At 71.2% G+C, this 24,923-nt stretch carries 25 protein-coding genes; 15 read left to right on the top strand and 10 right to left on the bottom strand.

Annotated features, from left to right (window positions below):
- Positions 1–175: 175 nt before the first annotated feature.
- The gene (locus tag D457_RS0131215; RefSeq protein ID WP_039832091.1) at positions 176–1,126 is read left to right on the top strand and encodes a lysylphosphatidylglycerol synthase domain-containing protein; all 951 of its coding nucleotides are present in this window, start codon (positions 176–178) and stop codon (positions 1,124–1,126) included.
- A gap of 26 nt (positions 1,127–1,152) precedes the next feature.
- Positions 1,153–1,905 (top strand): hypothetical protein, encoded by a 753-nt coding sequence (locus tag D457_RS0131210; RefSeq protein WP_017584595.1) that lies wholly within the window; start codon positions 1,153–1,155, stop codon positions 1,903–1,905.
- A gap of 19 nt (positions 1,906–1,924) precedes the next feature.
- On the opposite strand, the gene D457_RS0131205 is transcribed toward D457_RS0131210, so the two are convergent.
- From D457_RS0131205 to D457_RS0131195, 3 genes are read right to left on the bottom strand one after another with little or no spacing between them, the layout of a single operon-like run.
- A complete protein-coding gene (locus tag D457_RS0131205; protein ID WP_017584594.1) occupies positions 1,925–3,112 on the bottom strand; it encodes a glycosyltransferase family 4 protein in 1,188 nt (395 codons plus the stop codon).
- Entirely contained in the window at positions 3,109–4,047 is a 939-nt protein-coding gene (locus tag D457_RS0131200; RefSeq protein WP_017584593.1) for a glycosyltransferase family 2 protein, read from the bottom strand. The genes D457_RS0131205 and D457_RS0131200 overlap by 4 nt, the downstream gene beginning before the upstream one ends.
- Before the next feature lie 37 nt (positions 4,048–4,084).
- Positions 4,085–6,136, bottom strand: a complete 2,052-nt coding sequence (locus D457_RS0131195) for a hypothetical protein (RefSeq protein WP_017584592.1) — start codon at positions 6,134–6,136, stop codon at positions 4,085–4,087.
- Between the two features lie 125 nt (positions 6,137–6,261).
- Between D457_RS0131195 and D457_RS0131190 the strand changes: the two genes are divergently transcribed.
- Both D457_RS0131190 and D457_RS0131185 read left to right on the top strand, forming a co-directional pair.
- A complete protein-coding gene (locus D457_RS0131190) occupies positions 6,262–7,068 on the top strand; it encodes a TIGR03089 family protein (RefSeq protein ID WP_017584591.1) in 807 nt (268 codons plus the stop codon).
- 69 nt (positions 7,069–7,137) lie between these two features.
- Positions 7,138–8,064 carry a DUF3592 domain-containing protein gene (locus D457_RS0131185; RefSeq protein WP_017584590.1) on the top strand — a complete coding sequence of 309 codons (927 nt, stop codon included), beginning with the start codon at positions 7,138–7,140 and terminating at the stop codon, positions 8,062–8,064.
- Between the two features lie 475 nt (positions 8,065–8,539).
- Here D457_RS0131185 and D457_RS0131180 read toward each other — a convergent pair whose 3' ends face one another.
- Together D457_RS0131180 and D457_RS0131175 are read right to left on the bottom strand one after the other, a co-directional pair.
- Positions 8,540–9,754, bottom strand: coding sequence for an amidohydrolase (locus D457_RS0131180; RefSeq protein ID WP_017584589.1), 1,215 nt, complete (start codon positions 9,752–9,754; stop codon positions 8,540–8,542).
- 140 nt (positions 9,755–9,894) lie between these two features.
- The gene (locus tag D457_RS0131175; protein ID WP_017584588.1) at positions 9,895–10,713 is read right to left on the bottom strand and encodes a helix-turn-helix domain-containing protein; all 819 of its coding nucleotides are present in this window, start codon (positions 10,711–10,713) and stop codon (positions 9,895–9,897) included.
- Positions 10,714–10,944: 231 nt separating this feature from the next.
- On the opposite strand from D457_RS0131175, the gene D457_RS0131170 reads away from it, so the two are divergent.
- Both D457_RS0131170 and D457_RS0131165 read left to right on the top strand, forming a co-directional pair.
- Positions 10,945–11,436: a PLD nuclease N-terminal domain-containing protein gene (locus D457_RS0131170; RefSeq protein ID WP_017584587.1), complete on the top strand. Its 492-nt coding sequence runs from the start codon at positions 10,945–10,947 to the stop codon at positions 11,434–11,436.
- A 106-nt stretch (positions 11,437–11,542) separates the two neighbouring features.
- Positions 11,543–12,238 carry a peptidylprolyl isomerase gene (locus tag D457_RS0131165; protein WP_017584586.1) on the top strand — a complete coding sequence of 232 codons (696 nt, stop codon included), beginning with the start codon at positions 11,543–11,545 and terminating at the stop codon, positions 12,236–12,238.
- A 78-nt stretch (positions 12,239–12,316) separates the two neighbouring features.
- On the opposite strand, the gene D457_RS0131160 is transcribed toward D457_RS0131165, so the two are convergent.
- Entirely contained in the window at positions 12,317–13,489 is a 1,173-nt protein-coding gene (locus D457_RS0131160; protein ID WP_026117207.1) for a cysteine desulfurase family protein, read from the bottom strand.
- A gap of 117 nt (positions 13,490–13,606) precedes the next feature.
- Between D457_RS0131160 and aroA the strand changes: the two genes are divergently transcribed.
- Entirely contained in the window at positions 13,607–14,944 is a 1,338-nt protein-coding gene (gene aroA / locus D457_RS0131155; protein ID WP_017584584.1) for a 3-phosphoshikimate 1-carboxyvinyltransferase, read from the top strand.
- Positions 14,941–15,972, top strand: coding sequence for a ribosome small subunit-dependent GTPase A (rsgA, locus tag D457_RS0131150; RefSeq protein WP_017584583.1), 1,032 nt, complete (start codon positions 14,941–14,943; stop codon positions 15,970–15,972). Before aroA ends, rsgA begins: the two co-directional genes overlap by 4 nt.
- A 35-nt stretch (positions 15,973–16,007) precedes the next feature.
- Here rsgA and D457_RS0131145 read toward each other — a convergent pair whose 3' ends face one another.
- Positions 16,008–16,373 carry a winged helix-turn-helix transcriptional regulator gene (locus tag D457_RS0131145; protein WP_017584582.1) on the bottom strand — a complete coding sequence of 122 codons (366 nt, stop codon included), beginning with the start codon at positions 16,371–16,373 and terminating at the stop codon, positions 16,008–16,010.
- 108 nt (positions 16,374–16,481) lie between these two features.
- On the opposite strand from D457_RS0131145, the gene D457_RS0131140 reads away from it, so the two are divergent.
- Complete coding sequence (locus tag D457_RS0131140; protein ID WP_017584581.1) at positions 16,482–17,375, top strand: NAD(P)-dependent oxidoreductase; 894 nt, start codon at positions 16,482–16,484, stop codon at positions 17,373–17,375.
- A gap of 30 nt (positions 17,376–17,405) precedes the next feature.
- On the opposite strand, the gene D457_RS0131135 is transcribed toward D457_RS0131140, so the two are convergent.
- Together D457_RS0131135 and D457_RS0131130 are read right to left on the bottom strand one after the other, a co-directional pair.
- Complete coding sequence (locus D457_RS0131135; RefSeq protein WP_051073090.1) at positions 17,406–17,642, bottom strand: DUF2087 domain-containing protein; 237 nt, start codon at positions 17,640–17,642, stop codon at positions 17,406–17,408.
- Between the two features lie 76 nt (positions 17,643–17,718).
- On the bottom strand, positions 17,719–18,306 hold the full coding sequence (locus tag D457_RS0131130) for a TetR/AcrR family transcriptional regulator (protein ID WP_017584579.1): 588 nt from the start codon (positions 18,304–18,306) through the stop codon (positions 17,719–17,721).
- Between the two features lie 102 nt (positions 18,307–18,408).
- On the opposite strand from D457_RS0131130, the gene hisN reads away from it, so the two are divergent.
- The 5 genes from hisN to D457_RS0131105 all read left to right on the top strand — a co-directional run bounded on the left by hisN (position 18,409) and on the right by D457_RS0131105 (position 23,039).
- A complete protein-coding gene (hisN, locus tag D457_RS0131125) occupies positions 18,409–19,218 on the top strand; it encodes a histidinol-phosphatase (RefSeq protein ID WP_017584578.1) in 810 nt (269 codons plus the stop codon).
- A gap of 94 nt (positions 19,219–19,312) precedes the next feature.
- Positions 19,313–19,834, top strand: coding sequence for a hypothetical protein (locus D457_RS0131120; protein WP_051073089.1), 522 nt, complete (start codon positions 19,313–19,315; stop codon positions 19,832–19,834).
- A gap of 199 nt (positions 19,835–20,033) precedes the next feature.
- Positions 20,034–21,269, top strand: coding sequence for an ABC transporter permease (locus D457_RS0131115; RefSeq protein ID WP_017584576.1), 1,236 nt, complete (start codon positions 20,034–20,036; stop codon positions 21,267–21,269).
- A gap of 9 nt (positions 21,270–21,278) precedes the next feature.
- Positions 21,279–22,319 (top strand): efflux RND transporter periplasmic adaptor subunit, encoded by a 1,041-nt coding sequence (locus D457_RS0131110; protein ID WP_017584575.1) that lies wholly within the window; start codon positions 21,279–21,281, stop codon positions 22,317–22,319.
- Positions 22,320–23,039, top strand: coding sequence for an ABC transporter ATP-binding protein (locus D457_RS0131105; protein ID WP_017584574.1), 720 nt, complete (start codon positions 22,320–22,322; stop codon positions 23,037–23,039).
- A 112-nt stretch (positions 23,040–23,151) separates the two neighbouring features.
- Here the strand turns inward: D457_RS0131105 and D457_RS0131100 are convergent, their stop codons facing one another.
- Positions 23,152–24,084, bottom strand: coding sequence for a VOC family protein (locus tag D457_RS0131100; RefSeq protein ID WP_017584573.1), 933 nt, complete (start codon positions 24,082–24,084; stop codon positions 23,152–23,154).
- Positions 24,085–24,208: 124 nt separating this feature from the next.
- Here D457_RS0131100 and D457_RS0131095 point away from each other — a divergent pair, with 124 nt between their 5' ends.
- Positions 24,209–24,787: a MarR family winged helix-turn-helix transcriptional regulator gene (locus D457_RS0131095; protein ID WP_017584572.1), complete on the top strand. Its 579-nt coding sequence runs from the start codon at positions 24,209–24,211 to the stop codon at positions 24,785–24,787.
- Positions 24,788–24,923: the final 136 nt, after the last annotated feature.

The following is a 24,923-nucleotide window of genomic DNA, read 5'->3' as shown; positions in this document are numbered from 1 at the left end:
CCGCGAAGGACAACGCTGGATCTGCACCCGCCTGGAAACCGACCACCGCCGCTAGGAGGACCCAGCCGAGTCGTGTGGGCCGGGGTTGGTCAATGCTGTCAGGACCGCCCCCGGCCCCGCACCAGGTGGGAGAGGGCCTCCCCCTGGTGTGGGTGCGCGGGCCTAGTCTGAGATGGTGCTGACTCGGCTTCGACGGAACACGTGGGTACGCCTGGCCCTGCTCGTGCTGGTGTGCGCGTGCGTGGGGGCGGCCCTGTACGCCAACTGGACGCAGGCGCGAGACGCCGTGTCCGAACTCCCGCTGTGGGTGCTGCCCGTCGCGGTGCTGGCGGGGATGCTGGGGCTGGCCGCGCAGATGCTGGCGTGGCGGTGCCTGCTGTCCGGTCTGGGCTCGCCGCTACCGGGGGCTGCCGCTGCTCGGGTGATGTTCGTGGGTCAGCTCGGCAAGTACCTGCCCGGCTCGGTGTGGGCGTTCGTGGCCCAGGTGGAGCTGGCCCGGGACTGGAAGGTGCCCAGATCCCGCGGGGCGGCGGCGACCCTGTTGGCGATCGCCGTGACCGTGGCCGTCAGCCTGGCGGTGGCCGCGGTGGCGCTGCCGCTGTCCTCCGCGGAGGCGGCGCGCCGCTGGTGGTGGGCGTTGGCGGCCGCGCCCCTGCTGTTGGCCTGCCTGCATCCGAGAGTGCTCGGCTGGGGTGTGCGGCTGGCAGCCCGACCCTTCGCTCGGTTTCGTGAGGTGGCCGAGGCGGGCCCGCTGGAGCTCAGAGGGAGAGCGGTCGCGGCGTCCGTGGGTTGGACCCTGGTGGCCTGGGTGCCGCTGGGCGCGCATGTGTGGCTCCTGACCTGGGCGGTGGGCGGCGACGCGCTGAGATCGGCGGGCCCGGCGGTGGGCGCCTACGCACTGGCCTGGACGTTGGGACTGTTGGTGGTGTTCGCGCCCGCCGGGCTGGGGGTGCGCGAGGTGGTCCTGGTGGTGGCGCTGGCCCCGGTGGTGGACGCGGGCGCGGCCCTGGTGGTGGCGGTGCTGTCCCGGTTGGTCATGACGGTGGCGGACGTGGGTTGGGCGGGATTGGCGGTCCTGGTGTCCAAGGCGCCCGAACATGAACAGGAAAGAAACCTTTCTTTTTGATTCGGGTCGGCCTATGCTCATGCCCCATGAACTGGGCCCCCCGCTTCCCACGTTTCCTGTCCGCCCCCGTGGTCCTGTCGCTGCTGGCACCGGCGCTGCTCGGTGCCGCGGCCCCGGCCGCCGACGACCCCCCTGCCGAAGGTCCCTCGCACGCCTACGTCAAACCCGCCGAGGTCGAGTGTGACCAGGGCACGGGCACCCTCACCGTGATCGGGCAGCTCTTCCCCGTCCTGAGCCAGGAAGTCGACGACCAGCCCGGACTCTCCCTGCCGTTGGCCGCCGAACTCGCCCCCGAGGACCCGGGAGAGGAGGGCACCGAGGGCGGTATCGACCTCGAACTCGTCCTGGTGCCGCAAGCCGAGCCCTTTCCCGGAATCACCGCCGAGGAGATGAACGAGGCCGCCGACCGCGCCGGGACGCTGACCGCCACCCTGTCCGGTACCGATGGCAGGCTGTTGACCGGTGCGGAGGCGCCCGGCGTGGCCTGGGCGGATTGGGAGCCCCCGCTGGGCTTCTACGAGGTCCGTGTGGCCACGGAGTCCTTCAGCTTGCCCGGCTTCGGCGACTGCACGGTGAACGCCGAGACCGCTGTGGCCAGCGTTCAGGTGGGCAACGACGACGAACAGCAGGAGCAACGGGAGAACGGCGCCGACGAGGCCGCCGCAGACTCCTCGGGGGCGCAGGCTCTTCTCCCCTGGATCATCCTGGGCGCGGGCGTGCTCGGCCTGGTCTTCCTGCTGGTGCCCGCCGTGCTACACCTGCGCCGCCGGACCTCCTGAACCGGCGGACTACCCGGCATCAGGTGCCGAGCAGGCGGTCCGTGTAGGCCTTCCAGTACGGCTCGGCGTCCACCGGCCGGGCGCCTTCCCTGAGCCGGGCGGGCTCGCCCGGCCGGTAGAACGCGGTCAGGGCCCGGGCCAGGTCGGCCGCGTCCCCGGGTTCGCAGAGCAGGCCGTCCACCCCGTCGCGCACATGGTCGGCGAGGGTGCCCGCCCGGGTGGCGATGACCGGAAGCCCGTGCTCGTGCGCCAGCCACACGTTCTGGGTGGCGGTGGCCGAACGGTACGGCAGTACGAGGGCGTCCGCCCCCGCCAGGAGTTCGGGCAGTTCGTCGGCGGGCACGTAGCCCTCCCGGAACCGGACCCGGTCGGCCAATCCCAGCTCCCCGGCCAGGGCCGACAGGTCGCCGGAACCGCCCCAGAACTCCCCCGCCACGGTGAGCGTGACGTCCTCGGGCGCCCCTGCGGCCAGGGCCCGCAGCAGGACGTCCACGCCCTTGTAGGGCCGCACGATCCCGAAGAACAGCAGGCTGCGGTACTCCCCGGGGCGCTCGTCCGAACGCGCTCCCCCGGTGTCGGGCAGATGCGGGGGCATCTCCGCGACCACCGGCGCCGGGGCCCCCGGGCCGAGGAGCCCTTCGGCGAGGCGGCCCTGTTCGGCCGAGTGGGTGAGCACCCCGTCGACCCTGCGCAGCAGCGCCCGGACCAGGGAGACATCGATCGCCCGCCGCTCGTGCGGCAGGACGTTGTGGCACAGCACCACCACGCGCGGCCCCGCCCCGCCGTTCCGGTCACCGCTGCGGCCACCGCCACGGACCAGTGAACGGATCCCGGCGAGGATGCCCAGATAGGCGGGCACCTGCACCGGTGAGAACAGGGTGAGCACCACCAGGTCGCTCTCCCGGGCCAGCCGCCGCCCAGTCCGCCACCAGCCGTCCGGGCGGTACCAGGCCAGCTCGTGCCGGGTGCGCGGGAACGGCTCGCCCTCGGGGTCGGTGATGGTCTGCTGCCCCGGGTACAGCGCCGCCGGGTACTGCGCCCGCCACGACTCGATCCCCGCCTCGTGGCCGAGGTTGCGCAGCCGGTGCGCGAGTTCGGTGGTGTGCCGGGCCCCGCCGCCCTTGTAGGGGTGTGCGGGGCCGACCAGGGTGATCCGCCGGGCCGCCGGGGCCTCGCGGCCCTCCCCCGGGTCCGCATGGTCGGTCACGGGTGCTCCCTGGAACGCACGATGAGGTCGGCCAGGAGCGCGATCGCCGCGATGATCAGCCCGGTCATGAGGATCATGACGGTGTTGTTGGGCATGTAGAGCGGGTTGCGGACCTGGTCGTAGACGAACTTGGCCGCACCGATCCCCAGCAGCCACAGCGCGGGCGGCATGAGGACCTTGAGCGGGTTGAAGTACATGACCATGCGCAGCACCTGGAGGATGTACCGGTAGGCGTCGCGCACGAAGTGGAACTTGGACGTGCCCGCGCGCTTGGCGTACTCGATGGGCACGTACTTCACGGTGTGCTGGTTAGACAGGAACGCCAGCGTGATGGTGGTGACGCAGGAGAACCCGGGCGGCAGCAGGCGCAGGTAAGGGCGGGCCACGTCCCTGCGGAACACCCTGAGCCCGGAGTTCAGGTCGGGGATGCGGGTATTGGTGAGGCGTTCGGCGATCTTGCGGATCATCCACTTGGCCGGGACCCGCAGTGCCTTGTGCGTGCCCATCTCCTGGGTGCGCGCACCCACGATCTGGTCGATCTCGGGGTCGGCGTCGAGCATCGCGACGAGCTCGGGGATACGCTCGTTGGGGTAGCTCATGTCGGCGTCGGTCCACACCACGTACTCGCCGCGCGCCCGCTGGCTGCCGATCCGCCGGACCGTGCCCGAGCCGCCGTTGTGCCCGAAAGCCACCACGCGCATGTGCGGGAAGACGGCGGAGGCCTCGCGCAGCCGGGCGAGGGTGTCGTCGGTGGAGGCGTCGTCGACGGCGAGCAGCTCGTACCCGTACCCGGAGGCGTCCATCGCCGAGCAGATCCGCTTGATCTCGTCGACGACGTGCTCCTCCTCGTTGTAGCAAGGCAGCACGATCGTGACCCGTACGGGCGGGTCGTCGGTGATCTCTGCGGCGATCTCTTCGGAGTCTGTGTGGCTCATGCTTCTTCTCAGCGGGGTGGTCGGGGCGGCACGGACCTTACTCGGGGGAGGGCAGGACGGCGGTCCACACGCTTCCGTTGAAGGTCCAGTGTCCGGTCGGGGGCTCCATGAGGGTACTCGGGTCCATTTCGGCGACGACGTGGAAGTGCCGTTCGGTCTCCACCGAGCCGTCGGTGAGCCCGTCGAGCTGGTCCCACTCCGGCGCGGCGAGCACGGCGTCTCGGCCGCGCTCGTGCACGGCCGAAACCACACGGTGGACCGCCTCCGGGCTCGGGTCGGCCAGGGCCGCGGTGGGCACCCCGCACACGTTGCGCAGCAGCGGCATGTAATTCCCCGCCATTGCGGAGTCAACCACGATGACCGAGGCGTCAGGGGGCAGCGACGCGCAGAGCCGCTCGGTCTCGGCCACCGTTCCCACGTCCTGCCGGTACCCCATGATCCCCGCGGCAGAGGTGACCACCGCGGGTCCAAGCAGGGACACCGCGGCGCCGGCGGCGACCACGGCGGGCAGTGAGCGGACCATCGAACCGCCCCTGGTGTAGCTGACGGAGCGCTCGCAGTAGCGGGTCAGCCAGGCCAGGAACCACACCGCGAACAGGATGAACGCGGGGATCACCAGCACGATCAGCCGCCTGCTGGCCCATGGGTGGTCAGGGGTGATGGCCGGGCGGAGCAGGGTGGTGGTGACCGTCCAGACCAGCAGCATGGCGGGCAGCAGCCATGGGAGGTCGCGGCGCTGGGTGAGTCTGCGCAGGACGAGAGCGACGCCCAGGGCTGCGAACAAGACGGTGCCCAGCCCCACGTACCAGCCCACCCAGTACAGGCTCATGTCGTAGTAGGTGCGGCTGCCCTCGACGGGCAGGCCCTCGATCTGCTGGACGGCGGCGACCCACTGGTCGGTGAAGTCGCTGCCGTGCCCGTAGTCCGGCCAGAGTAGAGGGCGAATCGCGAAACCGACCATGGTCAGCAGCGCGAGCGCCGCCATCGTGTTGGGCAGCCACCGGACGCGTTCGGTGTGCGGCAGCCCGTACCGCCACAGCGCGGCGGTGAGCACGACGGTGGTGAAGACGACTACGGAGCTGATCAGGAGGAGGGGGTTCAGGGAGTCCGCGAGGTAGTCCAGGTAGGGGTAGGAGAAGCCGTACCCCGCGACCAGCCCGTAGATCACCCCCACGGCGAGCCCGCCGACCAGCGGCAGCGCCTGACCGCGCCGGGCGACCAGCAGCAGGCCGATGAAACCGACCACCGGCAGGAGGTCGCGGATGGCGTCGATGCGCACCAGCACACCCAGCCCGAACACCAGCCCGGCGACGGCCGCCAGGGTCTGCGGGCCGCCCCAGCGGTCGGTGATGCTCCGGTTCCTGGCCAGGGCGTCGAAGGCCAGGAGCAGGCCGCCCAGGAGCAGGATCTGGGCGAGGGGCTCGCTGTAGGTGAACCGGCTGACCCACTGCTGCGGCAGGCACACCGCAAGGATCAGAGCGGACAGCGGGGCCCAGCGGGCACCTACCAGACGGGCGGTGAGCCCGGCGAAGGTGAGCACGCCCAGTGCGCCCAGGACCGGGGTGGTCACGAGCATGCCGTCCAGCCCGCCGAGCCAGTAGCCGACCGACAGGACCAGCGGAGCCCCGGCCATGAACTGCGGCCAGATGACGTCGTCGCGCTGGTAGTAGGCCAGGCTCTGGTAGCTCAGCGCCGGGTCGTCGCCCGCGATGAGTTCGCGCTGCTGCGGGATGGGCAGGTACCCGTTCTCCGCAATCCAGGCCGTGTACATCGCGTAGGAGGCTGGGTCGCGCCGAATCACCAGGGCCTCGGCGTGGAAGGCGATCTGGACGGCGGCGAAGGCCACCGTGATCACCAGAACCGCGACCACCGGCCACCAGGGCACCTTCTCCTCGGCCGGCGGGTCCGGGATCAGCCGCGGTACCAGGGCGCAGGCCGCGACGACGGCGGGCAGCCCAAGGATGAGCGAGGTCAGCGGGGTGAACTGGCCGATGACCAGGAGGGGGAAGGCGGCGAGGAGCCAGGCCGAGAGGGCGATCGCGGGGAGCGCGGTCACACGGGCGAGGATCCGTCCGGGAAGCAGGCGCATGGAGGCAACTCTGGCAGTTGGCGGCACGGTACGCACACTGTGCCCCAGCCGAGGCGCGACCATGACAAACCGGACCCCGGAAGATCGCCCTGGTGGGGCCGGCCGGGGCAGTGGGAACACCTAACATGGGCGCCATGTCCGACTCTCCCGCGCGGCTCTGGCGCGCCCTCGTCTCCGCCGATCCCTCACGCCCGTTCGTGACCTCCTACGACGAACTCGGCGACCGGATCGAACTCTCCCGAGCCACCCTCGACAACTGGGTGTCCAAGACCTCGAACATGCTCGTGGACGGCTTCGGCAGCCAGCCGGGCGACCGGGTCGCGCTCGCCCTGCCGCCGCACTGGCAGTCCCTGGCGTGGATCCTGTCCAGCTGGTCGGTGGGGGCCGCGGTGGTGCTGTCCGACGAAGGGGTGGCGCCGGACACGGAGGTCGCGGTGGCCGATTCAGGCCGCCTGGAGGCCGCCCTTGACAGCGGCGCCGAGGAGGTCGTGGGCACCTCCCTGGACCCGTTGGGCCTGCCGCTGCGCGAGGTTCCGCCGATGGTCACCGACTACACCGTCGAGGTGCGCGGGCACGGCGACCACTTCCCCGCCTACCCGGTGGACGCCGCCAAACCCGCCCTGGAGTCCGCCGGGCGTACCCTCACCGGCGCCGACGTGGCGGCGGCCGGGCAGGCCCTGGCCAAGGAGTGGGACCTGGGCGAGCAGGACAGGCTCGCGGTGGTCGTCGCCCCCGACGCCCCGCTGACCGCGCTCCGCGAGGACCTGTCCGTACTCACCGCCGCGGTGGTCTCCGGTGTGCCCCTGGTGCTGACCCCGCCCCCGGCCGAGGGCGACCTCCAGCGGTTCCTCGACCGGATGGGCACGGAGCGGGTCAGCGTGCTGTACGGGACCGAGCCCGCGGGCGACCTGCCCTTCCGCCGGGTCGTCTGAGGAGAGGACGGCCAGGGCGAAGCCGGGGGCGTTACTCCGTCTGTTATGTCGGCTTGGTAAAACGTTCCGGTGAACACCGACGCTCTCGCTCCCCTGGTCCCGCTCCTGATCGTGACGGGCTATCTGCTTTACACGGGGGCCCGAAAAACCCTTCTCGCTCTGTCGCGGCGTCGGCGCGAACTGGCGCTGGCCGGGTCCGGGGTCCGCACGCACGGGGTCGTCCGCGCCGTCCACCCCCTGGGCCGCCCCTCCGGACGGCAGGCGGTCACCCTCCAGCTGCATGACGTCGGGAGGGGGACCTGGGACGCGGTCGACGAATCGGGGACCGGGAGTTACCTCCTACGGGAGGGCACCCCGGTCACGGTGCTGTACGACCCGGGGGACCCCTCGAACGTACGTGTGGAGCGTGCGGCCTTCCCCGACCGTTCCCGGGGGGACTACCCCCTCTACCGCGACGGGGTCCCCGGACCGCCCTCCCTCGCGGCGGCGCTGTCCCCTCTGGCGGCGAGCCTGGTCATCCTCGTGATCGCTGTCCTGGTCGCGGCGAACCGTGCCGATACCGCCATGGGCCTGGTACCGCCTCTTTTCGTCGTGGTGGGCCTGGGAGTGCTGGCAAGCGCGGCACACCGTCTGCTCACGGATACGAGCACGCGCCCCGAGTACAGTGCCTCAGGCACTGGAACGGTGACCGACTGCTGGACCGAAAGCAGGCGCGTACGCCGCAGGAGCGGAGGCTGGTCCACGGTGCGGGTGCACCCGTTCACGGTCTACTTCCAGGCCGCCGACGGGCGTGAGGTCCATCTACGGCACTCCTTCGCGGGCCGGGACTTCGCCCCCGTCCCCCAACAGCGGCTGCGTCTGGAATACGACCCCGACCATCCACCGCACTACTCCCTGAGCGACCACCCGAACACGGGGCGGATCCTGGCCGTGGTGCCGTTCGTGGTGGGTGCGGTCTTCGTGCTCGTCGGCTCGGTGCTGGCGGTCGTTCTCTGACGGAGCGGCACTCCCGCCGGCCCGGCTTCCTCGCCTGGCTCCTCGCCTGGTTCCTCACCCGGCCTCCTCGTGGCCGGACGTGTCGCTGCGTACCGCTTCCGTGGCGCCCGTCCCGGCTCCGGCCCGGCCTCCTCTCGGGCCTTCTCCCAACGGTCCTCCTTCCGGGCCTGGCGGGCGGCGCGCTCCTCGCGGGCGGCGCGTTCGGCCTCGGCGCGGTAGAGGTCGGCGGCCTGGGCGGCGAGATCCGGATGCATGGCGTCCCCGTTTCGGTGAGTCCGTGTCCGCCGGGTCTGCTCTCCCGGCTGCTTACAGACTTCCGATAAGGCCCCCGGCCGCACATCGGGAGACTTCACCAGACACCGACGCCGCGCCCCGCCTCAGACGGCGTGGGTCGCGGCGTGCGGACGACTGAGGTACCTCAGAGGGCCCGGCAGCGGCACTGAGGCCGCTGAGGACCCTCAACCGGCGGAGTCAGCTAGGCCTCCCGGTAGTAGGGGTCGGCGGCCACACCCGTGCGCTTGGCCTCGTCGTAGGTGTACACCTCGCGGCCCTCGACGAACACGCGCTGGGCGCGGCTCATGATGTCGAGCGGGTCACCGGACCAGACCACGATGTCGGCGTCCAGACCGGGCCTGAGGGAGCCCACCCGGTCGTCCAGGCCCATGATCTCGGCGGGGTTGACGGTGAGCGCGCGGATCGCGGAATCACGGTCCATGCCCTCCTTGACGCACAGGATCGCCTGGTAGACGAGGAACTCGATCGGGATGACCGGGGCGTCGGTGGTCAGCGCGACCTTCACCCCCGCACGATCCAGGATGCCCGGGTTGGCCAGGGTCTTGTTGCCCACCTCGACCTTGGAACGGGCGGTCATCAGCGGCCCGGTGATGACCGGGATGCCGCGCTCGGCGATCTCGTCGGCCAGCAGGTGGCCCTCGGTACAGTGGTTGATGATGAGCCGGTAGCCGAACTCGTCGGCCAGGCGCATCGCGGTGTGCATGTCGTCGGCGCGGTGCACGTGCTGGCACCAGGGCACCTCGCCGTCCAGCACCTGGACGAGGGTCTCCAGGGTGTTGTCGCGGTCGAAGGGGTTGCCCTCCTCGGCGGCGTGGTCCCGCTTGGCCTTGTAGTCCTGGGCCTTGGTGAACGCGTCGCGGATGACCGCGGCCACGCCCTGGCGGGTGGAGGGGAGCGTGTCCTTCTTGCCGTAGACCCGCTTGGGGTTCTCGCCCAGGGCGCTCTTGACGCTGGCGGGCTCCTTGAGCAGTCGGTCCTCCACGCTGCGACCCCACATCTTGATGGCGACGGTGCGGCCGCCGATGGGGTTGCCGGAGCCGGGCTTGATCACCGAGCTGGTGACACCACCGGAGAGCGCGTCGACGAACCCCTGGTCAGCGGGGTTGATGGCGTCGATTGCGCGCATGCGGGCGCCGTTGGGGTCGGTCATCTCGTTGGTGTCGTCACCGGCCCAGCCGATGGTCTCCTCGTGGATGCCGACGTGGCCGTGCGCCTCGACGAAGCCGGGCAGGACCCACTTGCCAGCGGCGTCGACGATCTCGGTTCCCTCGGGGACCGTGATGTCGGCGGCCGCGCCGACGGCGGCGATCTTCCCGTCGGTGATGAGGACCGTGCCGCCGTCGATGGGGTCTCCGTCGACGGGAACGACGTATCCGGAAGTGATTGCGATATCCATGGCGGGAAACCTAACCCATGGACGGTCACGTTCCCAAGGCTGTTTGACGACCGATCACCCTACGAATCGGTCACCGGTCAGCACTGGTGACCCTTCCGTCAGCCGCCTGGTGACCGTTCAGCCGACAGGCCGCAGGCCGCTCACCCGGCGGGCCAACGGGCGGTGAGGAGCTCGGACTCCGGGGTCAGCTGGATGCTGGCCTCCTCGATGGAGTCGCGCACCATCCGGCAGTGGCCGACGTCCTCGCTGTCCCCGGTGAGCTCACCGCCTTGGGCGGCGAAGGCGTAGACCATGCTGGGCCGGTCGGCGAACTCCATGATTCTGAAGGCCCCGCCCAGGCCCGGGTGGTGCGGTGTCTCCTCGGGGATCACCCCGAGGTCGACGATGCCCGCCTTGATGAGGTCGGCGAGGAAGTCACGCTGGCCGTTGAGGACGTCCGCGCCGCCCTGGGGCCGCTGGAGCACGGACTCGTTGAGGATCACCCGCAGCGCGGGGCCGTCCGGTCCGGTCGTCGCCGCCCGCTCGGCCATCTCCTCCTCCACCATCGCCTCGATCTCCTCGGGCTCCAGGTTGGGGTGGCGGGGCTCGAGGACGGCCCGCGAGTACTCGCGGGTGCGCAGGAAGACCGGGACCGCCATCGGCTGGTGCTCCCACAGGCGCGCGGCGTGCGTGCCCAGCTCGCTCATGTCTCCGAACTCGCTGGGGAAGGCCTCGGCCTGGAGGGTGATCGCCCAGGCGTCGACCAGCTGGTGTTCGGTACCGAGTACGGTGTCGACCCGTTCCACCAGGGAGCGGGCCGGTCGGCAGTGCGCGTCCTCGACCTCGCGGAGTTTGTCGTCGGTGACCCCGACGTTCCTGGCGAGCTCCGCGCGGGAGAGGCCCCGGTCGGATCGGGCTCGCAGCACCCGAGCTCCGAAGGGGAGCCACATCGCCGACGGCAACGCGGTGTTCACGCCCATAACCTCTCCCGTCCTCGCCCGGAACCTCGGGGCGCCGCCCGGGGCGACGCCTCTAGGGGCCTGCGGTGACGTACCCTTCAGTGCGACGCCCCAGCCCCTTTGATCCGACCTTCTCCTGGGTCGGGGCGGCTGGTCAAGCGTCCGGGCCGGTGCGGCCATCCGTGATAAATCAGTACAAAGTCGATGATGTCGCCCGCGCCTGTCGAGTGTTTCCCCCGATTGGAAGGTCCGTTGGTCTACCTCGCCCTCTTCCTCGCCGTGGCCTCGCTCGTCTTCTGGGTCTACGTGTTGTTCGACGTCATCGGGTCCGACGCCGATCGGGTCCGGCTGCTACCCAAGCCCGCTTGGGCCGTGATCGTCCTGCTGGTGCCCAAGTTCGGCCCCGCGCTGTGGTTCATGCTGGGCCGCCCGCCCCGGAACCCCGCGCTCTCCAGCGGCCCGGCGGGCCCGCCGCCGCCCTTCCCCGAGTACGAGCACCCCGGGCGGGCCCGCGCCGTCTCACCGGAGGAGGACGAAGCATTCCTGCGGCGCTGCCGTGAGCGGGCCGAGGAGCAGCGCCAGCGCGCTCGGGAGTTCCAGGAGCGGGAGGAACGGGAACGTCAGGAGCGGGGTCCCCGGGCTCAGGACCAGGGCGAGGGCCGGGACCAGAGCCAGGAGCGGGGCCAGGGCGAGGAGCGGCGCGAACACGAAGGTGACGAGGACGCGACCGGTTCCACATCCTGATTCGGTCACAGTATTTCGGTCGGGCACGCCCCCGGGGTCTGGGGCTCCCGGGTTCCCAGTAACCTGTGTGCCGCCCCGCTGCGAATCTGATCCCGGAAGTGAACCGATGAACCGCTTGACTGTGCCGGTAGCGATCCTCGCCTCCACCGCCCTGCTCGCCACCGCGGCGTGCGGGAACGCGGAGGAGACCGAGCCGGAGGCCACCTCGCCCGAAGCAACCGGACCCGCGGCCGAGTCGGAGGCCACCTCGCCCGAAGCAACCGGACCCGCGGCCGAGGTGGAGGTTCCCGACGTCACCGGGGCCACGCTCCACACCAGTGAGGGCGACATCGAGGTGGAGCTCCTGGCCGAGGAAGCACCGCTGACCGTCACCAACTTCGTGGAACTCGCCGAGGGCGACGGCCCGGAGAACCCGGAGACGGGTGAGGCGGAGTTCTACGACGGTACGATCTTCCACCGCGTGATCGACAGTTTCATGATCCAGGGCGGTGACCCCACGGGCACCGGCCGCGGCGGCCCCGGCTACCAGTTCGAGGACGAGTTCGACTCGGGGCTGGGCTTCGACGAGCCCGGCCTGCTGGCGATGGCCAACTCGGGCCCCAACACCAACGGCTCGCAGTTCTTCATCACGGTGGCGCCCACGCCGCACCTGAACGGCCTGCACACCATCTTCGGCAAGGTCGCCGACGAGGAGTCCATGGCCGTGGTGGACACGATCGCGGTCATCGAGACGGACGGCAACGACCGTCCCACGAACGATGTCGTGCTGGAGTCCGTCACCATCAAGCACGCGGACGACTGACTCCGACTCGAACCGACCAGACTCGAACTGGCCGGGCCCGAACCGGCCGAGTCCGCAACGATCGAAATCCGGGCGCGCTCAGCGCCGCCGTTTGGCCATGGCGGCGCGGGCGCGTTCGACCGCGGGGCCGATCGCCTCGACCAGCCGGTCCACGTCCTGCCCGGTGGAGGTGCGGCCGAGGGACAGGCGCAGGCTGCTCAGCGCCACGTCCGGGTCAGCCCCGGAGGCCAGCAGTACGTGACTGGGCTGGGCCACCCCCGCGGAGCAGGCGGAGCCGGTGGAGCAGGAGATGCCCCTGGCGTCCAGCAACATCAGCAGGGCGTCGCCCTCGCAGCCCGGGAACGACAGGTGGGCGATGCCGGGGAGCCGCAGTTCCGGGTCGCCGTTGACCACGACGTCCGGCACGACCCCGCGGACGCGCGACTCCAGTTCGTCGCGGAGCGCGGTCAGGTGCTTGACGTGTTCCTCGCGTTCGGCCACGGCCATGTGCACCGCGGTCGCCAGTCCCCGGGCGAGCGGGGCGGACAGCGTTCCCGAGCGGATGTCACGTTCCTGGCCGCCGCCGTGCAGGACTGGAACCGGGGCGAGCCCCCGCGCGACCACCAGTGCCCCGCTGCCCACCGGGCCGCCGAGTTTGTGGCCGCTCAGCGTCAGGGCGCTGACCCCGCTGGTAGCGAAGTCGACCTCCTCGGCCCCCACCGCCTGTACCGCGTCCGTGTGGAAGGGAATGCCGTATTCGGCGGCGACCCCGGCCAGCTCGCGCACCGGCTGCACGGTGCCGATCTCGTTGTTGGCCCACATCACGGAGGCCACGGCCACCGAGGCGGGGTCGCGCTCGATCGCCGCGCGCAGGACCTGCGGGCTCACCCGGCCCAGGGCGTCCACCGGAAGCTCCTCGCAGACGGCGCCCTGGTGGTCGGCCATCCAACGGGCAGGGTCGAGCGCGGCGTGATGCTCCACGGCGCTGACCAGGATCCGTGTGCGCGCCGGGTCCTCGGCGTTGCGGGACCAGTACAGGCCCTTGAGCGCGATGTTGTTCGACTCGGTCCCACCCGCGGTGAAGACCACCTCGTGCGGGGTGGCTCCCACCGCCTCGGCGACGCGTTCGCGCGACTCCTCCACGGTCCGCCGGGCGGTCCGCCCGTGGCCGTGCAGGGACGAGGGGTTACCGAGGGCACCGAGCTCCGCCGCCACATCGGCGATCACCTCGGGGCGGACATCGGTCGTGGCTGCGTGATCCAGATACACCATGGCGCATTCCAGGATACGTCCGGCCACATCCGGTTCACCCACCGTCCCCCGTTGTCCACAAGCTGGACACGGCTTCCTCTTCCTCCGCTCCCCGGTCCGGACCGATAACCTTGGACCATGCCTGACTCCGCGTCCACGCAGCCCGCCACGACCACCGCCGCCCCCGCCGAAGAGCACTGGCCCGCGCCCGCCGCCCAGCAGCCGGTGCGCGCCCGGATCTCCCTGCCCGGATCCAAGTCCGTCACCAACCGGGCCCTGGTGCTGGCGGCGCTCTCCGCGACGCCGTGCGTGGTGCGCCGTCCGCTGGTCAGCAGGGACAGCGAGCTCATGGTGGGCGCCCTGCGCGCGCTCGGTATCGGGGTGGCCGAGGTCCCCTCCGAGGACCCTGCGGTCCCCGACCTGTCCATCACCCCGGCCGCCCTCGGCGGCCCGGCCGACATCAACGTCGGCAACGCCGGTACCGTCATGCGGTTCGTGCCTCCGCTGGCCGCCCTGGCCGCCGGTGACGTGCACTTCGACGGCGACCCCCGCGCTCGGGAGCGGCCCATCGATGAGCTGGTCAACGCTCTGCGCGCCCTGGGCGCCGACATCGACGACAGCGGCCGCGAGGCCCTGCCCCTGACCATCCGCGGGACCGGTGCCGTGCACGGCGGCGAGGTCACCCTGGACGCCTCGGGCTCCTCCCAGTTCGTCTCCGCCCTGCTGCTCAGCGGCGCCCGCTTCACCCAGGGCGTGCACATCCGGCACGAGGGCCCGCCGGTCCCCTCCCAGCCGCACCTGGACATGACCGTCGAGATGCTGCGCGCGGTGGGGGTCACCGTCACCACCGGCGAGAACTGGTGGAAGGTCGAGCCCGGGCCGATCTCCGCCTCGGAGCTCACCGTCGAGCCGGACCTGTCCAACGCCGCCCCCTTCCTGGCCGCCGCCCTGGTCAGCAAGGGCGAGGTGACCGTCCAGGGGTGGCCGGAGCACACCACCCAGGCCGGAGACGCCCTGCGCGAGCTGTTCACCCGGATGGGCGGGGAGGTCTTCCGGTCCGGCGCGGACGACACGGACCTGACCCTGCGCGGTACCGGCGCGATCCACGGGATCACCGCCGACCTGCGCGACGTGGGCGAACTCACCCCCACCATCGCCGCCGTGGCCGCCCTGGCCGACTCCCCCTCCCGGCTGACCGGGATCGCGCACCTGCGCCGGCACGAGACCGACCGCATCGCGGCGCTGGCCACCGAGATCAACCGTCTGGGCGGAGACGTGGAGGAGCTGCCCGACGGGCTGGTCATCCGGCCCCGGCCGCTGCACGGCGGGGTGTTCCACTCCTACGACGACCACCGGATGGCCACCTCCGGCGCGGTGATCGGGCTCGCGGTGCCTGGGGTGGAGGTGGAGAACATCGCCACCACACGCAAGACCCTGCCCGACTTCCCCGGTCTGTGGTCGGAGGTCCTGGCATGAGCCGCACGCGGGGCGGGGGACGCCACCTGGACGAGGACGACATCCGTGTACGCGCCCGGGGCGGCTCCAAACCGCGCACCCGCAAGCGGCCCAAGCACGAGAACGCCGTGGAGGGCCTGGTCACCGCCGTCGACCGGGGCCGGTACCGGTGCCTGGTCGACGACGTCCCCGTGGTCGCAATGAAGGCCCGCGAGCTCGGCCGCGGCTCCATCGTGGTCGGCGACCGGGTGGACGTGGTCGGCGACCTGTCCGGCAGGCCCGACACCCTGGCCCGCGTGGTCAGGGTACGCGAGCGCGCCTCGGTGCTCAGACGCACCGCGGACGACACCGACCCGGTCGAGCGGGTGATCGTGGCCAACGCCGACCAGCTCGCCATCGTCTGCGCCCTGGCCGACCCCGCACCGCAGCCGCGCTTCGTGGACCGGTGCCTGGTCGCCGCCTACGACGCCGGGCTGGAGCCGCTGCTGTGCCTGACCAAGGCCGACCTGGCCTCCCCCGACGAGATGCTCAGCACCTACAAGCCGCTGGGGCTGCCGTACGAGGTGCTCAGCCCCGACGGTGGCCTCGACGAACTGCGCGCCCGCCTGGCCGGCAAGAGCACGGTGTTCGTGGGCTCCTCCGGTGTGGGCAAGTCGACCCTGGTCAACCGGCTCGTGCCGGGTACCGACCGGGCGGTGGGCCACGTCAACGCGGTCACCGGCCGCGGGCGGCACACCTCCACCTCCGCGCTCGCCCTGCCGTTCGAGGGCGGTTGGCTGATCGACACCCCGGGGGTGCGCAGCTTCGGTCTGGCGCACATCTCCCCGGAGGAGATCGTGGCGGGCTTCCACGACCTCGCCGAGATCGCCGAGGAGTGCCCGCCCGGCTGCACCCACCAGCCCGACGCCCCGGAGTGCGCCGTCGGGGCCGCCCAGGCCCGGGGCGGGGTCGACACCGAGCGTTTGGCTTCGCTCCAGCGCCTGCTCAGCAGCCGCGAGGGCGAGGACGACACCGACCCCGAGCAGCCCCCGCCCGGTCCGCACCACTGACCGGACACTGACCGCCTGTGGGGCCGCGCGGGCGGTCAGGAGGCGTGCCGCGCGGGTTCCCCATCGCGGGGGGCCTTGCCCAGGATGTGCTCGCGACCCCAGAGCCCCAAGGGCTCCAGTGCGCGGTTCAGGCTGCGGCCGAGCTCCGTGAGCGAGTACTCCACCCGGGGCGGGACCTCGGCGAAGTCCTCCCGCAGCACGATCCCGTCGTCCTCCAGCTCGCGCAGGTGGGAGGCGAGGACCTTCTCCGAGACCCCCGGCAGCTCCCTGCGCAGTTCGCCGAAGCGGCGGGGGCGCTCCTCCAGCGCCCACAGGATCAGTACCTTCCACTTTCCGCCCACCACGTCCATCGCCGCGTCGATGCCGCACTGGTAGGCGTTCTCCCCGCGCCTGGTGACCAACGTCCCCACCCTGTCCCGCCTCGTCCAACTGGATGCTTACCCCGGAGTGCGCACCCACTTCGAAGTGCGTACTTGTCCGCGTACCCGGTCCGGCCCAAGGCTGGACGCATGACACACGAGACCACACAGTCAACCAAGCCCCGCGTCGTCCTGCTTGGTCTGGGCGCCATGGGATCCGCCCTGGCCCGCACCTGGCTCGCCGCGGGGCACCCCGTCACCGTCTGGAACCGGACCGCCTCCCGCGCCGAACCCCTGCGCGCGCTCGGCGCGGACGTGGCCGCCACCGCCGCCGAGGCCGTGTCCGCGGGAAGCCTCGTGGTGACCTGCCTGTTCGACGACGCCTCGGTCGGGGAAGCACTGGCCGGGGCCGACCTCGACGGCCGGGACCTGGTGGAGCTAACCACCGGCACCCCGGAGCAGGCCGAAGCCCGCGCGGAGTGGGCGCGGCAGCGGGGCGCCCGCTTCCTCAGCGGCGGGATCATGGCGATCCCGCCCATGGTCGGCGTTCCCGAGGCGGGCGGCTACGTGTTCTACAGCGGGACCCGTGAGGTCCTGACCGAGCACGAGTCCACCCTCGCGGTACCGCTGGGTGCGCGTTGGGCCGGGGCCCGCCCGGGCGCCGCCGCCCTGTACGACATCGCCCTGCTCAGCGCCATGAACGGCCTGTTCGCGGGCATCACGCACGCCTTCGCCCTGGTCCGCGGCGAGGAGATGCCACTGAAGGAGTTCTCGGGCCTGCTCGTGTCCTGGCTCAACGCGATGGCCTCGACAGCGGACTCGGTGGCCGAGCAGGTCGAGAGCGGTGACTACACCAGGGGTGTGGTGGCCAACCTGCCCATGCTGGTCTCCGGAAACCGCACCCTGGAGGCCGCGGCGCGGGAGCAGGGGGTGGACTTCCGGCTGCTCGCCCCCTACTCAGAGCTGCTGGAGAAGCGCCTGGCCCTGGGCTTCGGCGAGGAGGGCGGCACCGGGGCCCTGGAGCTGCTCGTCAAGCGCCCCTGAAGCCCTGGGCCCCGGTCCCGCCACAGGCCGCTAAAGGTCGACGGTGCCGCCGCAGCGCCAGTAGTGGGTCCGGTCCTGTTCCATGAAGCCCTCGTCCGTGAGGCTGTGGCGCAGGACCGCCACGTCGGCACTGAACCGGCACAGGACCGCGTTGACCTCCGCCTCGCTGTAGCGGACACCGGGTTCGAAGGCGCGGGCGACCTGGTCGAGCAGGACGAGGCGCTCCGGGCGGCGGACCGGGACGGCGGTGATCCGCCCCTGGGGCATGTACGTGCGCAGCACCTCGCGGCGCTCGTGTTCGGTCAGCTGTCTCGGCCCCAGGCCCTCCGACACCACGCCCTCCTCAGCGGCCCACCGGCAGCATTCCGTGCACGACCATCTCCACCCGCTGGGCGGCCTGGTCCGGGTCCATGGGTTGGAGCGCGTAGGACACGATGAGCCGCAGGGCCACGTCCGCGACCGCCTCGTTGACGTCGTCGGCCGCCGCCGGACAGCGCTCCCGCAGTGAGTCGGCGATGCGTTCCCGGAGGGCGTCCAGGAGCGGTGCGGACCTGGTGGTCACCACGGGCAGGAGCTGGTCGTCGCCGGTGACCACCGCGCGCAGCAGCGGGTTGTCCCGGGCCGCGAGCAGGACCATCCGGGTCGTGCGGCTCACCGCGTGCGCGGGGTCGTCGCCGTCGGCTTCCAGGACCCCCACCACGGTGTCCAGCAGGGTGTTGACCTCACGCACCACCACCGCCTGGAGCAGTCCTTCTTTGCTCCCGAAGACGTTGTAGAGGGTCTGTCTGGACACCCGCGCCGCGGCGGCGATGTCCACCATGCGCCGCTCGGCCCAGTCGCCCGCCAGAACCTCGGCGTAGGCGGCGTCCATCAGCCGTTCGCGCACCCCGGTGCCCTCCCCGGGCCGTCTGTCTCCGCTCACGGTTCCCATCTCCCCATCCTCGCATCCGCGTCTCGGCACGCCCTAACACTCTGATCACGCGGGGGTGCCCCTTTGGGCATGTTCGTGCCCGGGACGGTAGCGTTACCGGCCATGGCGTCCTTTGACGATGATCTGCGGCTGGCCCACGTGCTCGCCGATGCTGCCGACGACATCGCGGTCAAGCGTTTCCGCGCGCTTGACCTGGTTGTCGACACCAAACCGGACCTGACCCCGGTCACCGAGGCCGACCGCATGGTCGAGGAGACCCTGCGCAGCGTGCTCTCCCGTGCCCGGCCCCGTGACGCGGTGGTCGGTGAGGAGTACGGCAAGAGCGGCAACAGCAACCGGGTGTGGGTCATCGACCCCATCGACGGCACGAAGAACTACGTGCGCGGCGTCCCGGTGTGGGCGACGCTGATCGCTCTGCTGGAGGGCGACCGCCCCGTGGTGGGCGTGGTGTCGGCCCCCGCGCTGCACCGGCGCTGGTGGGCCTCCAAGGGCGGTGGTACCTGGACGGGCCGCAGCCTGTCCAAGGCCACCCGCTGCCACGTCTCCAAGGTCCAGGACCTCTCGGACGCCTCGCTGAGCTTCTCGTCGTTGACCGGTTGGGAGGAGCAGGGCCGTCTGGAGTCGTTCCTGGGGCTGACCCGGTCGGTGTGGCGGACCCGGGCCTACGGCGACTTCTGGTCGCACGTGATGGTGGCCGAGGGGACCGTCGACATCGGTGCCGAACCGGAGTTGTCCCTGTGGGACGCGGCCCCGCTGCCGATCATCCTGGAGGAGGCGGGCGGTCGCGCCACCAACCTGCGCGGCAACGGCTTCGAGGACGGCGGTCCGCTGGTGTGCACCAACGGGGTCCTGCACGACCAGGTGCTCACCTGGCTCAACGGAGGCCCCACCCCGCTGCGCCGCCCGGAGTAGCCCCCGGAGTCCCGGAGCCCCGCGGCGACCTTCGGCACCCCTGAACAACACGAAAAGCACCTGGACAAACACGTTAAGTAGTAACGTGCGCTGTGTGCTGACCACGACAACCCACCGACGGCGCACGGTCGCACTCTGCGGGGCGGTCCTCCTCCTGGCCACCGCCTGTGGCCAGAGCCACGGCCACACCCCGCAGCAACTCAGCGAGATGATCGCCGAGACCGTGCGCGACTCCGCCGGGGCCGGCTCGCTCGGCCTCGGCATACCCGACACCGCCTTCGATCCCGCCCGCTTCGCCTGCGCCCCCGCAGTGGACCCCGAACTCCCCGGCGGTTGGCGCAGCCAGGCCCCGCGCGCGGCGGTCGAGGACGGCGAGCCGGTCGAACTCGGCCTGTCCGACACCCAAGGCCACTCCGGCACCGTCACTGCCGCCGTGACCGGTCCCGACGGGGAGACCGCCACCGCCGAGGCCGACCTCGGCGAGGGTGAGTGGATCCACCTGGACTACCCCGACGCCTTCGACGGAGCTGAGCTGGTCCCCGGCGTGTACACCGTCGTGTGGTCCGACACTGAGAGCGGGGCGCCCATCACCTGCGACGGCTTCGAGGTCGAGTGACCCCGGGCGCCCCGGCCAGTCCCCCGGGCAGCGCCAGGCAACCCCGCGTGGCCAGGTTCGGCCACCAGAAAAGTCTCCTCCGGATGAACCGAAACCCCCCGCACCCGCGATTGGTCTGTTGACGCCCCGCCCAACGCGGGGCAGCCCGGCGCCGCCCCGATGCCGTGCCGGGCCCTACAGACACACGGGAAGGGGCTCCATGCTGCGTTCCCTCACCGCTGGGATCGTGCTGGCCTTCGCCGGTTCCCGAGCCAACGTGGCCCGGACCATCCTGTCCTGCGCTGGCATCGTCGTCGGTGTCGGCGCCCTGATCATGGTGGTCACCGCCGGCGAGCTCGGCCAGCGCTACGCCACCGCCTTCAGCGAGGCCAACGCAGGACGTGCGGCGACCATGGAGGTCTCCGCGTTCGACCGTGTCACCGACCTCGACGCGTTCGAGGAGGACCTCGGCCGCGCCGGCGCCATCGAGACCTCGGTCCTCAAGCGACTCGAGAACGAAGCGCCCTTCCGCAAGGGCGACCAGGTGTTCCGGAACGTCGAAGTCGTCGGCGTGGACGTCGCCCTCGGCGACATCCGCCGGATCAACATGACCCAGGGCCGCTGGTTCACCGAGGCCGACCTGGAGTCACGGGCACCGGTACTGGTGGTCAACGAGGCCTTGGCCGCCGAACTCGGCGATTTCACCGACGTCCAGCTCGGCAGCGACCACTGGGCCGACGTGCGGATCGTCGGCGTCTCGCAGAGCTCCGCGTACGACGGCGACTGGTACAGCGCCTACCTGCTGCGCGCCCCCGCCTCCGGGGAACTCCTCTTCGGCCCCTCTTGGAGCCCCGAGGACAACTCGGCCACGCAGGTCAGCTACCTGGCGCGGATCGACCCCTCCGACTCCGCCGCCGACGAGATGGACTTCGGCGAGGAGTTCACCGAGCGCCTGGCCTCGGCCAGCTGGCGCTGGGGGGTCGACAGCCGGGACAGCCTCATGGCCTACCGCTCCGACTACGCGGAGACCACCGACGAGGTCATCGGATACCTGTCGCTGGGCCTGATCGGCATCGCGGTGATCACCCTCACCACCGGCCTGCTCGGCGTCCTCAACGTCGGTCTGGTCACCGTGCGCGAACGACGGCGCGAACTCGCCACCTACCGGGCACTCGGGGCGAGCAGGTTCACCCTGTTCGTGGCCGTGGTGATGGAGGCGGTGGTGGTGGCTGTCGTCGCCGGACTCATCGCCCTGGCGCTGTCCTGGGCGACGGTGGCCGTCGGCGGGGTCGTCATCGGCCGACTCATGTGGCTGCCACCCGACATCGCCATGGCCGTTCCGCCCTCCGCCGCCCTGGTGGGGCTGGGCAGTGCGGCGTTGGTCGGGCTTTTGGCCGGGATCATCCCCGCGATCCGGGCGCTGCGCGCGTCCGTCGTCGCCGGGCTGCGGGAATAGGAGACACAAGTGAAGAAGTGGATCATCATCGGCGCGGCCCTCACCCTGATGCTGGGCCTGGTCGGTTCGGGTTACCTCCTGCTGTCCAGCTTCGGCGGCGCCGACCTAGACGAGGACGAGTTCATCAGCCAGGCCGCGGACGTGGGCGGCGGCCCGGTCGAGGTCGAACTGGGCACAGTCAGCTCCCTGCTCGTACTCGACGCCACCGTGCAGCCGGAACCGGGCAAGGCGCTCAAGGCCAACAAGGGCGGCACCGTCACCCACCTGTGGCTGGACAACGGCGCCACGGTGGAGAACGGGGCCCCGGTCCTCAATGTCTCCGTGCCCGCCGAGCCCACGGCGGGCGGGGGCGAGGACGACGAGGACTCCGGACCCGCGACCACCGAGATCACCCTCTACGCGCCCACCGCCGGGACGATCAGGGGGATGGGCGACGTGCAGGTCGGTGACGTCCTGGAGGCTGGCTCGACCGTGGCCACGGTCGCCCCGGACCAGTTCCGCGCCGTGGCCACCGTCCCCGCCAACGACCTGTATCGGCTTTACGACAATCCCGAAGACATCATGCTCAAGATCGACAAGGGGCCGCCCGCCACCGAGTGCGAGTTCATCGGCATGGGCGCCGCGGAGGAGGGGTCTGCCCCCGCCGAGGAGGAGTTCGACCCGTTCACCGGTGAGTCCGAAGGGGGCGGGGGCGGCGCGGAGATCTCCTGCCGGATCCCCTCGAATCTCCAGGTCTTCGAGGGGGTCAAGGGCAAGATGTCGGTGAGCACCGGCGAGGTCGAGGACGTCGTGGTCATCCCGGTGACCGCCGTGCGCGGCACCGCCGAGGAGGGCGAGGTGATCGTGGTCGGCGAGGACGGCACCGAGGAGAACCGCGAGGTCGAACTGGGCCTTTCCGATGGACAGTTCGTCGAGGTCACCGAAGGGCTGGAGGTCGGCGAGACGATCATGGACCCGGTTCCGCTGGACCCGCGTTTCGACATCCCCGGAGATCACGACGAGGACTACGACGAAGAGTTCGAGGGCGACTTCTACGGGATGGGTGGCTAGATGACAGCCGAAGCTCCCTACCCGGTGGCCGTGACCCGGCGGCAGCCCGGCCCCCCGCTGCTCCAGGTGCGGGGGGTCACCCGACACTTCATGGTCTCGGGCACCCGGATCGACGTCCTACACGACTGCACCTTCGACGTCTCCCGCGGCGAGGTCGTGGCCATCGTCGGACAGTCGGGGTCGGGCAAGTCCACCCTGCTGAACGTGCTGGGCCTGCTGGACAAACCCAGCAGCGGCTCCTACGTCTTCGACGGTATGGAGACCACTCCCCTGCGCGAGGGTCGCAGGTCGCGGCTGCGCGGCGAGGGGATCGGGTTCGTGTTCCAGCAGTTCCATCTGCTGGAGCGGCGCACGGCCCTGGCGAACGTGGGCGTGCCGATGGTGCTCGGCGGGGTCCCGGTGCTGCGGCGCCGTACTCGCGCCAAGGAGCTGTTGGAGTCGGTGGGGCTGGGGCACCGTCTCAGCTCCCAGCCGCACCAGCTGTCCGGCGGTGAGCAGCAGCGTGTGGCCCTGGCGCGCGCGCTGAGCCGTGAACCCGCGCTGATCCTCGCCGACGAGCCCACGGGCGCTCTGGACGCCGCCAGCAGCACCATGATCATGGACCAGCTGTTCGACCAGTCCCGGGTGCGTGACGCGGCCGTGGTGGTGGTGACCCACGACCCCAAGGTGGCCGAGCGGGCCGACCGGGTCGTGGAGCTGGTGGAGGGCCGTACTCGCTGACCCTCCCGGTGAGTACGCGGTGCCCGGAGCCGCCCGCCAGGGGCGGCTCCGGGCACCGCGTGTTTCCGGCGGCACGTGTTTCCGGCGGCGCGGGCACCAGCCGCGCGGTCGGTCACCGCGCCAGGAGTTCCTCGATGCCGGTACCGGGCAGCGCGACGGTTACCTGGGTACCCCAGGGGTCGTCCAGGACCACCGACCGACCGGTGTCGGCGTGCGCCACCCCCAGCGCCGTCAGACGCGCCACGAGCGCGTCGAGTTCCTCCCGCGCCGGCACGGTGACCGCCACGTCGCCGAGCCCCAGACCGGCGGCGCGCGGACCCGCGCCCGCGCTGTTCCAGGTGTTCATCGCGACGTGGTGGTGATACCCGCCCGCCGCGGCGAACAGCGCTCCCGGGTAGGTCGCGACGGTGGTCTCGAAGCCGAGCGCGTCGACGTAGAAAGCCCTGGCCGTCGCGATGTCACCGACCTGGAGGTGCACGTGCCCCACCCGTCCGGCGCGCTGCGGACCCTCAGCGACGACGGCCTCGTCCAGGTGGGTGCGCAGGTAGGCGTTGGGGTCGAGGTACAGGGTGCTCATCCGGAGCTGCCCGTTGTCGTACTTCCAGTCCGCCCGGTCGCGGTCGGTGTAGAGCTCGATGCCGTTGCCCTCCGGGTCGGTGAAGTAGAAGGCCTCACTGACCAGGTGGTCCGAGGAACCGACAAACCGGCTGCGCGGGTCGTTGGCCGACCGGTGGACGGTCGCGGCGAGGGCGGCGGCGTCGTCAAAGAGGAAGGCCGTGTGGAACAGTCCGGCCTGCCCGGGGTCGACGCCGGGCAGCCCCGGAGTGGAGATGAGCCGGATCATCGGGGTGCCGCCGCGGCCGAGTACCCGGCGGACCTCGCGCCCGTGTGAGCGCTCCTCGATGGGTTCCAGGGCCAGGGCGCTCGCATAGTACGAGGCCATGTTCTCCAGGTCCCCGACGCGCAGGGTCACGGCGTCCATGGCCGTCTCGGCGCTGAGGACGCGCTCGTCGGCGGTGGTTCCTTCGCTGGGGCGTGCGGTCATGTCGGGCCCTCCCTGGGTCCTTCGGCCCGAGGTGTGTACCCGCCCCCAAGCCATTTGCTTGTACCTACAATCATCACCCTAGGACAGAAAGGTTGTAAGTACAACTATTTGCTAGGATGGTCACATGGCTGAGTCCACACTGCGGCACGAGGAGCGCATCGCCCTCGCCCGTCTGCACGCCCTGTTGGAGCTGCTCCCCACGGCCCTGGACAAGGAGCTCTCCCCCGCAGGCCTGACCTCCTTCGAGTTCACCCTGCTCGAAGCGCTGAGCGAGGCCGAGGATCAGCGGCTCCGGCTGAGTGCCCTGGCCTCGCGTACCAACGCGACCCTGCCGCGGCTGTCGCGCGTGGTGACCGGCCTCGAACGCAAGGGCCTCGTGCGCAAGGCTCCGTGCCCGGAGGACGGACGCGCCACCAACGCACAGCTCACCGGGGAGGGCTTTCAGGTGTACCGATCCAGTCGTCCGCGCTACGACTCGGCCGTACGCCGCATGATCCTCGACGGACTCGACGAGCGGGGAGTGGCACAGCTCACCGAACTCACCTACGCGATCCTGGCGAAGCTGGACCCCGACGCCCCGAAGCGGATCATCGGCGGGGAGAGCACTGAGGAGAAGAGCTGCGGTGCGGACCCGATGCCGGCCCCGGCCTGCCCCGCGGATCCGGCTCCAGAGCCGGCCTGTCCGGCGGACCCGGCCAAGTAACCATGGAGGGGCACGACGAAACACGGCGCCCCGGACAGTGCCCCGGGAAATGCAACAGGCCCGGAACTCATTTGAGTTCCGGGCCTGGTTTGGTAGCGGGGACAGGATTTGAACCTGCGACCTCTGGGTTATGAGC

The organism is Nocardiopsis valliformis DSM 45023, assembly GCF_000340985.1.
GTDB lineage: Bacteria > Actinomycetota > Actinomycetes > Streptosporangiales > Streptosporangiaceae > Nocardiopsis > Nocardiopsis exhalans.
This window is presented reverse-complemented; position numbering and strand designations above follow the sequence as displayed.